10 protein-coding genes and 2 pseudogenes are annotated in these 12,367 nt (G+C 75.0%); 1 reads left to right on the plus strand and 11 read right to left on the minus strand.

Annotated elements, in window-relative coordinates; genetic code table 11:
• Positions 1-78 precede the first annotated feature (78 nt).
• The 11 genes and pseudogenes from ABT023_RS01940 to deoC form a co-directional block, all read right to left on the minus strand.
• Positions 79-750, minus strand: coding sequence for a permease prefix domain 1-containing protein (locus tag ABT023_RS01940; protein ID WP_350880672.1), 672 nt, complete (start codon positions 748-750; stop codon positions 79-81).
• 61 nt (positions 751-811) lie between these two features.
• On the minus strand, positions 812-2,755 hold the full coding sequence (gene cydC, locus ABT023_RS01945) for a thiol reductant ABC exporter subunit CydC (protein WP_350880674.1): 1,944 nt from the start codon (positions 2,753-2,755) through the stop codon (positions 812-814).
• On the minus strand, positions 2,752-4,428 hold the full coding sequence (gene cydD / locus ABT023_RS01950) for a thiol reductant ABC exporter subunit CydD (protein ID WP_350880676.1): 1,677 nt from the start codon (positions 4,426-4,428) through the stop codon (positions 2,752-2,754). Before cydD ends, cydC begins: the two co-directional genes overlap by 4 nt.
• On the minus strand, positions 4,425-5,432 hold the full coding sequence (locus ABT023_RS01955; RefSeq protein WP_350880678.1) for a cytochrome d ubiquinol oxidase subunit II: 1,008 nt from the start codon (positions 5,430-5,432) through the stop codon (positions 4,425-4,427). The genes cydD and ABT023_RS01955 overlap by 4 nt, the downstream gene beginning before the upstream one ends.
• Positions 5,433-5,442: 10 nt before the next feature.
• Entirely contained in the window at positions 5,443-6,693 is a 1,251-nt protein-coding gene (locus tag ABT023_RS01960) for a cytochrome ubiquinol oxidase subunit I (RefSeq protein WP_350880680.1), read from the minus strand.
• Positions 6,694-6,835: 142 nt separating this feature from the next.
• A pseudogene (locus ABT023_RS29040) lies at positions 6,836-6,949 on the minus strand (M56 family metallopeptidase); the annotation flags it as partial.
• A 192-nt stretch (positions 6,950-7,141) separates the two neighbouring features.
• Positions 7,142-7,714 (minus strand): annotated as a pseudogene (locus ABT023_RS29045) (M48 family metalloprotease); the annotation flags it as partial.
• A gap of 8 nt (positions 7,715-7,722) precedes the next feature.
• Positions 7,723-8,169, minus strand: coding sequence for a BlaI/MecI/CopY family transcriptional regulator (locus ABT023_RS01970; RefSeq protein ID WP_350880684.1), 447 nt, complete (start codon positions 8,167-8,169; stop codon positions 7,723-7,725).
• 88 nt (positions 8,170-8,257) lie between these two features.
• A complete protein-coding gene (locus tag ABT023_RS01975) occupies positions 8,258-9,082 on the minus strand; it encodes an aldehyde dehydrogenase family protein (protein WP_350880686.1) in 825 nt (274 codons plus the stop codon).
• Positions 9,075-10,499, minus strand: a complete 1,425-nt coding sequence (locus ABT023_RS01980) for an aldehyde dehydrogenase family protein (RefSeq protein ID WP_350880688.1) — start codon at positions 10,497-10,499, stop codon at positions 9,075-9,077. Before ABT023_RS01980 ends, ABT023_RS01975 begins: the two co-directional genes overlap by 8 nt.
• Before the next feature lie 5 nt (positions 10,500-10,504).
• Entirely contained in the window at positions 10,505-11,464 is a 960-nt protein-coding gene (gene deoC / locus ABT023_RS01985; RefSeq protein WP_161686958.1) for a deoxyribose-phosphate aldolase, read from the minus strand.
• Positions 11,465-11,643: 179 nt separating this feature from the next.
• Between deoC and upp the strand changes: the two genes are divergently transcribed.
• The gene (gene upp, locus ABT023_RS01990) at positions 11,644-12,276 is read left to right on the plus strand and encodes a uracil phosphoribosyltransferase (protein WP_350880690.1); all 633 of its coding nucleotides are present in this window, start codon (positions 11,644-11,646) and stop codon (positions 12,274-12,276) included.
• The last annotated feature ends 91 nt before the right edge of the window (positions 12,277-12,367 follow it).

Consider the following 12,367-nt stretch of genomic DNA (forward strand, 5'->3'; position numbering starts at 1 on the left):
GGCGGTCGCCCCGCTCGCCCCGCTCGGCCTGCCGGCCGTCCGACAGCGCCCCCGGGTGACCGTTCGCCGTGCCCCTCGTCAGCGGACCGCGAGCAGCCAGGACCGGGCCGCCCGGCCGATCCAGAGGAAGCCGGCACCGGCCACCAACCCGCCCACGATCATCGGGGGCCAGGTGAGAGCCGCCTCCCACAGCCCGATCGACCAGCCGTATATCGCCCCGCCGCTCAGCACGCCGAAGGCGAGCGCGGTGGTGAGCCCGAAGCCGGTCAGCCGGGCGAGCCGGGGCAGGGCCGGGTGGGCCGACCGGGCCGAGGCGGCCACCAGCAGCAGCCCGGCTACCGCCAGCAGCGCGGTGACGATCCACAGGCCGTTCAGCGAGGCGGACAGGAGGCGGTAGCCGGCCGGCGGGACGGACCCGCCACTCCAGCTCGACCCCTTCCAGGTCAGGTCGCCCGCCACGACCAGAACCCCGGCCACCGCGAGCACCCGCAGGGCCAGGCCGCGCAGCGAGCCGGCCGCCAGCTCCGCCTGGTACGCCGGGGCGAGCCGGGAGGCGTCGCCGAACTCGGCCACCGCCCGCCGCTCGGCCTCCGCCGCCGGCAGCCCCCCGTCCTGGTACGCCTCGACTGCGTCCTGCAACGCGTGCCGCGCCTCGGTCAGCAGGTCGGCCTTGAGTCGTGGCGGACCGTGCAGCCGGTCGTCCAACTCGCGCAGCCGGTCCTCCACGCGTACGACGTCGCACCGGGCCATGGGTCCGAGCCTGCCACGGCGGTGCCCCCGTCCGCGTCGGGGAGATTCCCGGAGCCGGCGCTCAGGGCCGCCGGGTCAGGGCCAGGTAGCCGCGTTCCGCCGCCTCCTGGAGCAGCCACTGGTCCCGGTACCAGCCCGGCGTGGCGACCAGTTCGGCGTGCCGGCCGCGCTGCACCACCCGGCCGGCGTCGAGCACCACGATCTCGTCGAGGCCGGCGAGTCCGCTGAGCCGGTGGCTGATCAGCAGCACCGAGTGCCCCGCCGGGGTGGCGGCCAACGCCGAGGCGAGCACCGCGTCGGCCGCGGCCGGGTCGAGGCCCTCGGTCGGCTCGTCGAGCACCAGCACCCCGGGCGCGGCGAGCAGTGCCCGGGCCAGCGCGAGGCGTTGCCGCTGGCCGCCGGAGAGCTGCCCGCCCTCCTCGCCGACCACGGTGTCCCAGCCGGCGGGCTGGGCGTGCACCCAGTCGAGCAGGCCGGCGGCCCGGGCCGCGGCGGTCAGTGCGTCGGTGTCGGCGGCGGGCCGGCCGAGCAGCAGGTTCTCCCGGACCGTGGTGTGGAAGACGTACGCCTCGGCGAGCAGCCCGCCGACCGCCCGTGGCAGGTCCTGCGCCGGGTACGCCGACAGGTCCACCCCGTCCAGGGTGGCCCGGCCGCCCTCGGGGCGCACCGTGCCGGTGAGGACGGCCGCGAGCGTGCTCTTGCCGGCGCCGCTCGGGCCGACCACGGCGACCCGGCGGCCGGCCGGCAGGTCCAGGGTGACCCGGTCCAGCGCCGGTGCCGCGCCCGCCCGGTACCGCACGGTCACCTCGTCCAGGCACACGTCGTGCGGGGCGGCGGCGGTCACCGCGGCGGGGGCTTCGTCGGTGCGGGCCTCGGCGGCTGGGGCCGGGGTGGGACCGGCCTGCGGGGCGGCCGGGGTGGGACCGGCCTCGGGGGTGGTCAGCAGGGCGGCGACCCGGACCAGGCCGGCCCGGAGTTGGGTGCGCTGCCGAGCGGCACCGACCAGGGCGAGCGCCACCTCGACGGCGGCCAGGGAGCCGACCGCCAGCACCCCGACCAGCACCCCGTCGACCCCGGCGCGCAGCGCGGCGACCACCACCCCGGCGGCGGTCGCCCCGGCGACCAGCACCCCGGCCGCGTCCACGGCGAAGCCGGTCGCGGCGAGCCGCCGTTCCAACCGGGCCAGCCGCCGGGCCCGCCCCCCGGCGGCGGCCAGCGCCTGCCGGGTGGCGCCGAACGCGGCCAGGTCGGCCGCGCCGTGGGTCAGGTCGACCGCGTCCGTGGCGAGCGCGCCGCGCAGCGGGGCGACCTCGTCGGCGGCCCGGCGGGTCAGCGCCGTGGCTGCCAGCGGCAGCGCGATCCCGGCGACGAGCAGGCCCAGCGCCAGCACCCCGGCCGCCGGCAGCGAGACGAGACCGGCCCCGGCCACGGCCACGACGCTGACTGCGGCGGCGGCCGATCCGGGCACGAGTACCCGCAGCAGCAGGTCCTGCACGGCCTCCACGTCGGAGACCAGCCGGCTCAGCGCGTCCCCGGTGCGCCCTCGGGCGGCGTCGCCCCGGGCCGCCAGCGCGGCGAACACCCGGGCCCGCACGTCGGTGATCATGCGTAGTACGGCGTCGTGGCCGGCCAGCCGCTCGGTGTAGCGGAACACGCCCCGACTGATCGCCAGTGCCCGGACCGCGACGATCGCCACGGTGAGCCGGTCCAGCGGCGGCTGGCCGGCGGCGCTCATCAGCAACCAGGTGGCGGTGGCCATCAGGGCCAGCCCGGCGAACTCGGTGGCGGCCGCGAGCAGCCCCGCCCCGACCAGCCGCCCCAGGTACGGCCGCGCCAGCCGGAGCACGGTCCGCTCGGCGGCCCGGACGCTCCGGCCGTCGGGCGGCGGGGCCGCGGCGGCGTCCGCGTCCGGGTTCGGCGGTGCGCCGGGCGGCGGGGTCGTGGAGGTCTCCGCGTCCGGGTTCGGCGGCGTGGTGGACGGGCCGTCGGCGGGACCGGTGCTCATCGGGCCACCTCCGCGACCGTCGCGCGGGTCAGCTCGGTGACCCGGCCGTCCTCGACCCGCAGGATCCGGTCGGCGTCCTCGAGCAGCGCCGGCCGGTGGGCCACCAGCAGGGCGGTCCGCCCGGCGACGAGCCGACGGGTGGCGGCCAGCACCACGGCCTCGCTGGCGGTGTCGAGCCGCGCGGTGGGCTCGTCGAGGAGCACCACCGGGGCGTGCCGGAGGAACGCCCGGGCCAGCGCCACCCGCTGCCGCTGGCCGCTGGACAGGCCGTGGCCGCGCTCGCCGAGCATCGTGTCGAGCCCGTCGGGCAGGGCGGCGACCACCTCGTCCAGCGCGGCGGCGGTGACCGCCGCGGCGAGCGCGTCGTCGTCGGTGTCGGGCGCGCCGAGCCGGATGTTGTCGGCCAGCGTCGCGGCGAACAGGTGGGCGCGCTGCGGCACCCAGGCGAGCCGGCTGCGCCAGCCGTCCGGGTCGACGCCGGCCAGGTCGACCCCGCCCACCGTGATCCGGCCCCGGGTCGGGGCGACGAAGCCGAGCAGCAGGTTGAGCAGGGTGCTCTTGCCCGCGCCGCTGGGCCCGACGACGGCGATCCGCTCGCCCGGCCGGATGGTCAGCGTGACGTCCCGCAGCGCGACCGTCCGCTCGTACTCGACGGTGACGCCCTCGAACCGGATCTCGCCCCGCCCGTCGGGGGCCGGCGACGGCTCCGCCCGGTCGGCGGCCGGCTCGACCGCGGAGAGGGTGAGCGCCTCGTCCAGCGCGGTCAGCCCCTCCATGCTGGCGTGGAACCGGCTGCCCGCCGCCCGCAGCGGCAGGTACGCCTCCGGGGTGAGCAGCAGCACCAGCAGCGCGGTGGAGAGGGTCAGCCCGCCACCGAGCAGCCGGATGCCCACCGGCACCGCGACCAGCGCCACCGACAGCGTGGCGACCAGCTCCAGCACCAGCGCGGACAGGAACGCGATCCGCAGCGTCTTCATGGTGGCCGCGCGGTGTCCGTCGGCGATTTGGCGTACCACCTCGACCTGCCCCCGTACCCGGCCGAACGCGCGCAGGGTGGGCAGCCCGGCGACCATGTCGAGGAAGTGCCCGCCGAGCAGCGACAGCCGCCGCCACTGGCGGTCCGTGGCGGCCTGTGCCTGCCAGCCGAGCAGCGCGCCGAAGATCGGGATCAGCGGCAACGTCAACGCGATGATCACCGCCGAGCCCCAGTCGGCGAAGACGATCCGGGCCAGCACGGCCACCGGCACGGTGACGCTGAGCACGAGCTGCGGAAGGTACCCGGTGAAGTACGCGTCCAGCGCGTCGAGCCCGCGCCCGGCCAGGGTGGCGAGCTGGCCGGCCCGCTGGCCGGCGACCCAGCCGGGGCCGTGCCGGCCGACGGCCGCGAGCAGGTCCTCCCGGAGCGTGGCCTTGACCGTCGCGGCGGCCCGCGCCGCCACCGTGCCCTGCGCCCAGGTGACCAGCGCCCGCCCGGCCACCGCGGCGAGGAGACCGGCCAGCGCCGGCCGGTCCAGCCGTCCGTCGATCGCGGTGGCCAGCAGCATGGCCAGCGCGGTCGCCTGCCCCACGACCAGCAGCGCCGTCACCCCGCCGAGCAGCGCGAGCACGGCGAGGTCGCGCCGGGCCGCGGGGACCCGGCGCAGCAGACGCGGGTCGAAGGGACGGCGGTTCACCAGTACACCGGTGCCCTGCCGTCGGTCCGTCCCCGGAACACCCACCAGCACATTGCCTGAAAGCCTAGTAGGGCCGGCAGGAGCGGCACCGTCAGCCAGCCCAGCAGCGCCAGGGTCGGCCCACTGGCCGCCCCGTCGGTCACCGTCAGTGATGCCGCCGGATCGGTGGTGGAAACCAGCGCGTAGGGCCAGAGCGCCGCCCCGACCAGCGCCACCGGCAGAGCCAGCGCCGCCGAGGTGGCGGCGAAGGCCACCCCGGGTCGCCGCCGCGCGAGCGCCGCCCGCGCCACCAGCAGCGCCGTGACCAGTACGAACGGCAACAGTACGGCGAACACCGGGCGCTGCGTCGCGGCGCGTACCCGATCGGAGAGGCCGCCCGCGACGGTGGCCAGCGTGACCGCGGCGAGCGCCACCGCGACCAGCCTGCGGGCGGTACGCGTCAGCGGCGCGGCGTCGGCGGCCGGGAGCCGGAGGGTGAGGAAGGTCGCACCGTGCACGGCCACCAGGGCCACCATCGCGACCCCGGCGGCGGCCACGAACGGGGTGGCCACGTGCCCGAGCCCCGCCACGTGCCCGGCGGCGGTCAGCGGCACGCCCTGGAGCAGCCCGGCGAGCAGCCCGCCCCAGCCGAGCGCGGCGAGCAGGCTGCCGGCGACCACCACCCGGTCCCAGGCGGCCCGGGCGCGGCCGTCGGTCGGGCGGCTGCGCAACTGCACACCGACGGTCACCGCGACCACCCCGGCCAGCGCGGCGGCGACGACCGGGTAGAACCCGGAGAGCAGTTCCCCCTCCAGGGTGGGGAACGCGCCGAACAGGATGCCGACCGTGGCCACCAGCCACACCTCGTTGCCGAGGAAGAACGGGCCGACGGCGGTGAGCGCCGCCCGGCGGCGGTCCGGGCCGTCGCCCCGGGCGAGCAGCAGCCCGACGCCGTAGTCGTAGCCGCCGAGCACCAGGTAGGCGGCGAAGAAGAGGCCGAGCAGGGCGTACCAGGCGAGTTCCACGGCGGCTCCCTCAGGCGAGGACGGACACGGGGCGGACCGGCTCGGGGGCCGGGGCGGGTGGGCGGCCGAGCGGCGGGTCGGCGGCGCCCCGGGCGGCGTGCCGGGCGAACAGCATCCCGTTGGCGACGGCGAGCGCGCCGAGCAGCAGGGTGAAGCCGATCAGCGAGGCGAGCATCACGCCCGGCCCGACGGGGGAGACCGCCTGCTCGGTGGGCAGCAGCCCGTACGCGACCCAGGGCTGGCGGCCCACCTCGCGGGCGATCCAGCCGAGCAGCATTGCCGCGAAGGGCAACGGCAGCGCCACCAGGGTGATCCAGAGCGGGACGCGAAGCCGGATGATCCAGTCCCGCCAGAGCAGCGGGAGCAGCAGCCAGACGCAGCCGAGCAGCATGCCGATCATGATCATGAAGCCGAGCCCGACGTCGGCCAGCACGGGCGGGGCGTAGTCGCCGGGCCCGAACCGGGCCGTCCACTCGGCGACCAGGGTGTCCCGGCCCGCGCCGCCGCCGAACTTGGTCGGCTGCGTCTGCCCGACCGGCCCGAACTGGGCGAAGCCGAACCCCTGCACCAGGCTGACCGCGAGCGCCGCGGTGACCAGCCCGATCCGCAGCGAGGTGCGGAACAGCGCGAAGTCGGGGGTACGCCGGAGCAGGTGCCAGGCGCTCACCGCGGCCATCAGCATCCCGCCGGTCAGCAGGGCGGCGGCGACCACGTGACCGAAGGCCATCCCGAGGGTGGGGTTGGTGAGCAGGGCGCCGAAGTCGGTCAGGTGGGCCACCCCGTCGCGCAGCTCGTAACCGACGGGGTGCTGGAGCCAGGAGTTCGCCACCATGACCCAGAACGCCGAGGCGTACGCGGTCAGCGCCACGCCCCACAGCAGCGCGAGGTGGACGCCCCGGCGCAGCCGGTGCCATCCGAAGATCCACATGCCGAGGAACGTGGACTCCAGGAAGAACGCCACCAGGGTCTCGATCGCCAGCGGCGCACCGAACACGTTGCCGACGTAGCGCGACAGGCCGCTCCAGTTCAGCCCGAACTGGAACTCCATCACGATCCCGGTGGCGATGCCGAGCACATAGTTGATCACGTAGAGCTGGCCCCAGAACCGGGTCAGCCGTTCGTACGCCGGGTTGCCGGTGAGCACCCAGGCGGTCTGGAGCCCGACGAGCAGGGTGACCAGCCCCAGCGTGACGGCGACGAAGAGGAAGTGCAGCGAGGTGGTCGTGGCGAACTGCAGACGGGCGAGGAGCAGGGAGTCCATGGCCGCTCTCCGGGGGTAGGCTCGCTTTTCGTAGGGAGCCTACACGTAGTCCGCCTACCTATCGAAGGGGCGTGCGGCGGCGATCGGATCGACGGGCGTCCGGTTCGGTGGGCCGTCAGCTCAGGAAGAGGGAGATCGGCAGCGCGACGAGGGTGGCCGCCACCGCCAGCGCGGTGGCCCCGATCAGCCGGGGCGGCCGGCCGGCGATCAGCAACCGCTGGACCCGGACGTCCAGGTCCCCCTCGCCCATGCCGAGCGCGCCGGCCGGGGTGACCCGGTGGCCGGCCGCGGCGAACCGCCGCAGCGCGCCCGCGAGGGGCGCCTCGGCGTGCAGCTCCCGGGCCTTGTCGTCGGCGCGCATCTCGACCAGCAGCGCGACCCGCTCGTGAGCGTCGCGCACCCAGCGGAACCAGGGCAGCGCCCGGCACAGCGCCGTGAACGGCAGCAACACGAGATCGTGTCGCTCCTGCGCGTGCGCCCGCTCGTGGGTGAGCACCGCCTCCAGCTCGGCCCGGTCGAGCATGCTGAGCGTTCCGACGCTGACCACCACCCGGGGCCGCACCCCCGGCAGGCAGTACGCCGCCGCGCCCGGATGGTCCAGCACCAGCGCCCCCGGCACCTCGGGGTCCCGGCGGGCGACCAGGGTCAACAGGTCCCGGTGCCGGCGCTGGGCCCGGACGGCCGCGTGCAGGCTGCGTACCGTCGTGCCGAGCAGCACCGCCCCGATGCCGAAGCCGACGCCGACCAGCCCGAGGTGGATCGCGCCCATCCCGGCGGGGAGGGTGCCGTGGGTCAGGTCGGAGCCGAGGGCGAGCAGCGCGCCGCCCGTCGGCCGGTCGTACGCGGTCAGCCCGAGCGCCATGGGCAGGCCCATCGCGGAGAGGCCGAGTGCGAGCCCGACCGCCTGCCAGCAGACGATCGCCACCCGAGGGCTGCGCCACGTCCAGGTGGAGGACGCGAGGACCTGGGCGGTCAGGTAACAGGCCAGGACCGTCGCGGCGAAGTGCGCGGCGTACGCCATGAGGCGCCCTACCGGTCCGTCGCCTCGTCGGCCAGGGCGGGCTGCCCGGCCCGGTCCGCACGCGGATCCTCGACCCGGTCGGTCAGCGACCCGGCCGCCTCGGAACTCAGGGCGGCCCGCAGCACGTCGGCCTCGGTCCCGGTGACCGAGCGGGCGAAGCGCACCAGCGCGGCGTCCCGGCTGCCACCGATGTCCAGCGCGTCGAGCATGAGTTGGGCGATGTACGCCTCGCGGCTGGCCGCGGGCCGATACCGCCAGGCCCGCCCCTCCCGCTGACGCCGCACCATGCCCTTGCCCGCGAGCCGGTCCAGCACGGTCATCACCGTCGTGTACGCCAACTCGCGCCCGTCGAGCGCGTCGGCGACCTCGCGCACGGTCACCCCGTCCGACGTGCCCGGGACGGTGTCCCACAGCACGTCCATCACCGCACGTTCAAGATCACCAAGCCGCGTCACCCATCAATCCTACCCCCCGTAGTAGATCCCCATCGCCCCCCACCGGCCGGCACCCTCAACGGGCCGGCCAGCGGTGGGGTGGGTGGGATCAGGCGCCCTTGGGGTGCCAGACCGTCTTCGTCTCCAGCAGAGCGGTCATCCGGGTGATGCCGGGGTCGGCGGACCAGTCGTGGCCGGCCGGGGCCGGCCGGAGCACCCGCTTCAGGTTCTCCGCCGCCTTCACCTCCAGCTCGGTGGCGAGCGAGGGGTCAGCCACCCCGGTCAGGTCGATCGCGTTGACGTCCATGTGGCCGGCGAGCGCCGGCGCGGTCTCAGTGATCTTCCCGGTGAGGATGTTGACCACCCCGCCGGGCAGGTCGGAGGTGGCCAGCACCTCGGCCAGGGTCACCGCCGCCAGCGGCTGCGCCGGGGAGGCGGCCACCACCACCGTGTTGCCGGTGACGATCGCCGGGGCGATCACGCTGACCAGGCCGAGCAGCGCCGGCTGCTCGGGGGCCACCACCGCCACCACGCCGGTGGGCTCGGGCGCCGACAGGTTGAAGTACGGCCCGGCGACGGGGTTCGCGCCGCCGTACACCTGGGGGAGCTTGTCGGACCAGCCGGCGTACCAGACCCAGCGGTCGATCGCCGCGTCGACCTCGTCGGCCGGCACACCGAGCCCGACGAACTGCTCGCGGCGGCCCTCCAGCATCTCGGCGACCCGGTAGAGGATCTGGCCCCGGTTGTACGCGGTCGCCCCGGCCCAGCCCTTCACGGCCGCGCGGGCGGCCACGACGGCGTCCCGGGCGTCCTTCCGGGAGGCAAGCGACACGTTCGCGGATTGCACGAGATACGACCGTCCCGACTCGCTGCGCGGGAACTTCCCGCCGATGAAGAGCTTGTACGTCTTGCGTACCGCGACCCGCTCAGACATTGAGGTAGCCCTCCAGCCCGTGCCGGCCGCCCTCGCGACCGTAGCCCGACTCCTTGTACCCGCCGAACGGCGAGGTGGGGTCGAACTTGTTGAACGTGTTGGCCCAGACCACCCCGGCGCGCAGCCGGTCGGCCATCCCCAGGATCCGGGAGCCCTTGTCGGTCCAGATCCCCGCCGACAGCCCGTACGGCGTGTTGTTGGCCTTCTCGACGGCCTCGGCCGGGGTGCGGAAGGTCAGCACGGACAGCACCGGGCCGAAGATCTCCTCCCGGGCGATCCGGTGTGCCTGGGTGACCCCGGTGAAGATCGTCGGCGCGAACCAGAAGCCGCGCTCGGGCAGCTCGCACGGCGGCGACCAGCGCTCGGCCCCCTCGGCGGAGCCGGCGTCGGACAGCTCGCGGATGCGGGCGAGCTGGTCGGCCGAGTTGATCGCCCCGATGTCGGTGTTCTTGTCCAGCGGGTCGCCGACCCGCAGCCGGGCCATCCGCCGCTTCAGCGACTCCAGCACCTGCTCGGCCACGGACTCCTGGACCAGCAGCCGGGAGCCGGCGCAGCAGACGTGCCCCTGGTTGAAGAAGATGCCGTTGACGATCCCCTCGACCGCCTGGTCGATCGGGGCGTCGTCGAAGACGATGTTCGCGGCCTTGCCGCCCAGCTCCAGGGTGAGCTTCTTGCGGGTGCCGGCGACCGACCGGGCGATGGCCCGGCCGACGTCGGTGGAGCCGGTGAAGGCGACCTTGTCCACGCCCGGGTGCTCGACCAGGGCCCGGCCGGTGTCGCCCGCCCCGGTGACGATGTTGACCACGCCGGCCGGCAGGTCGGCCTGCTGGCAGATCTCGGCGAACAGCAGCGCGGTCAGCGGGGTGGTCTCGGCGGGCTTGAGCACCACCGTGTTGCCGGCCGCCAGCGCCGGGGCGATCTTCCACGCCAGCATGAGCAGCGGGAAGTTCCACGGGATGACCTGGGCGGCCACGCCGAGCGGCTGCGGGTCCGCGCCGAAGCCGGCGTGCGGCAGCTTGTCGGCCCAGCCGGCGTAGTAGAAGAAGTGCGCGGCGACCAGCGGCAGGTCGACGTCCCGGGACTCCTTGATCGGCTTGCCGTTGTCCAGCGACTCCAGCACGGCCAGCTCGCGGGAGCGTTCCTGGAGGATCCGGGCGATCCGGAACAGGTACTTGGCCCGGTCCCGGCCCGGCATCGGGCCCCACACCTTCTCGTACGCCTTGCGGGCGGCGCGGACCGCGCGGTCCACGTCCTCGCTGCCGGCCCAGGTGACCTCGGCGAGCACCTCCTCGGTGGCCGGGTTGACCGACTTGTTGAGATGCTCGCCGTCGACGAACTCGCCGTCGATGAACAGACCGTAGGAAGACCTGATGTCGACGATCGCGCGCGACTCGGGCGCAGGGGCGTATTCGAACATCACTCTCAGTCCAGGGTGAAGTAGTCGGGACCGGAGTAGACGCCGGTCGTCAGCTTGGTGCGCTGCATGAGCAGGTCGTTGAGCAGGCTGGACGCGCCGAACCGGAACCAGTCCGGGTCGAGCCAGTCCGCGCCGACGGTCTCGTTGACCATGACCAGGTACTTGATCGCGTCCTTGGTGGTCTTGATCCCGCCGGCCGGCTTCACGCCGACCTGCCGCCCGGTGGCGTCGCGGAAGTCGCGGACCGCCTCCAGCATCACCAGGGTCACCGGCAGGGTGGCGGCGACCGGGACCTTGCCGGTGGAGGTCTTGATGAAGTCGCCGCCGGCCAGCATGGCCAGCCAGGAGGCCCGCCGCACGTTGTCGTACGTGGCCAGCTCGCCGGTCTCCAGGATCACCTTGAGGTGGGCGTCCCCGCAGGCCTCCTTGGTGGCCACGATCTCGTCGTAGACCTCCTTGAAGCGCCCGGACAGGAAGGCGCCCCGGTTGATCACCATGTCGATCTCGTCGGCGCCGGCCGCCACGGCGGCCCGGGTGTCGGCGAGCTTGACCTCCAGCGGCGCCTGCCCGGACGGGAACGCGGTCGCCACGCTGGCCAGGTGCACGCCGCTGCCGGCCAGCACCTCGGCCACGTGCGGGACCATCGCCGGGTAGACGCAGACCGCGCCGACGTGCGGGCAGGACGGGTCGGCCGGGTCGGGGCGCAGCGCCTTGGCCGCGAGCGCCCGTACCTTGCCGGGGGTGTCCGCCCCCTCCAGGGTGGTCAGGTCGACCATCCGGATGGCCAGGTCGATCGCCTGCGCCTTGGCCGTGGTCTTGATGGAGCGGGTGCCGAGCTGTGCCGCCCGCTGCTCCGCGCCCACCTGGTCCACGCCGGGCAGGCCGTGCAGGAAGGTCCGCAGAGCGGTCTCGGATCGTCCCAGCCCGGAGAGATCCGACCGGGCCGACGTCGCTGTCGCCGTCATGCCGGCGAGTCTACGCATCCACGGGTGTTGTGAAACCGGTCACGGTGCGGCCGCCGCAGGCGTCGCCACGCCACCGCAGCGTCGTCGGGGTGCCATCGAGGCGTCGCCGGGGTGAGCCGGGTCGCTGCCGCGCCCGCTCCCGCACTACGGGATCCGACCGTTCGGTAGGTTGAGCGATCGTGGACGTACACGTCATTGACCACCCGCTCGCCCAGTCGCGGCTGACCGCCATGCGGGACGCCCGCACCGACTCCTCTTCGTTCCGGGCCGCGCTGCACGAGCTCACCACCATGCTCGTGTACGAGGCCGCACGCTCCTTCCCTGTCGAGAAGTACCCGGTGCAGACCCCGGTGACCGGCGCCGAGGGCACCCGGCTGGCCAACCCGCCGCTGCTGGTGCCGGTGCTGCGGGCCGGCCTCGGCATGGCCGACGCGGCGCTCGGCCTGCTGCCCGAGTCGTCGATGGGCTTCGTCGGCCTGGCCCGGGACGAGGAGACGTACGAGCCGCGGGCGTACATGGAGTCGCTGCCCCGCGACCTGGCCGGCCTGCCGGTGCTGGTCCTGGACCCGATGGTGGCCACCGGCGGCTCCCTGGAGCACTGCTGCCGGCTGCTGGCCGACCGGGGCTGCACCGACATCACCGTGCTCTGCGTGCTGGCCGCGCCCGTCGGCATCGAGCGGCTGGAGCAGTCCGGCCTGCCGCTGCGACTGGTCACCGCCTCGATCGACGAGGGCCTCAACGACAAGATGTTCATCGTTCCGGGCCTCGGCGACGCCGGCGACCGCCAGTTCGGGGGCATGCCCCGCTTCTGAGGCCCGCTCGCACCATTCCGCCCGCCCCGGCACCGCCGGAGCGGGCGGTCTTTTCCTGCCGCCCGCTCGTGATTCCTCGTTCTCCCCTCGC

The organism is Micromonospora sp. NPDC002296, assembly GCF_040296145.1.
Classification (GTDB): Bacteria; Actinomycetota; Actinomycetes; order Mycobacteriales; family Micromonosporaceae; genus Micromonospora.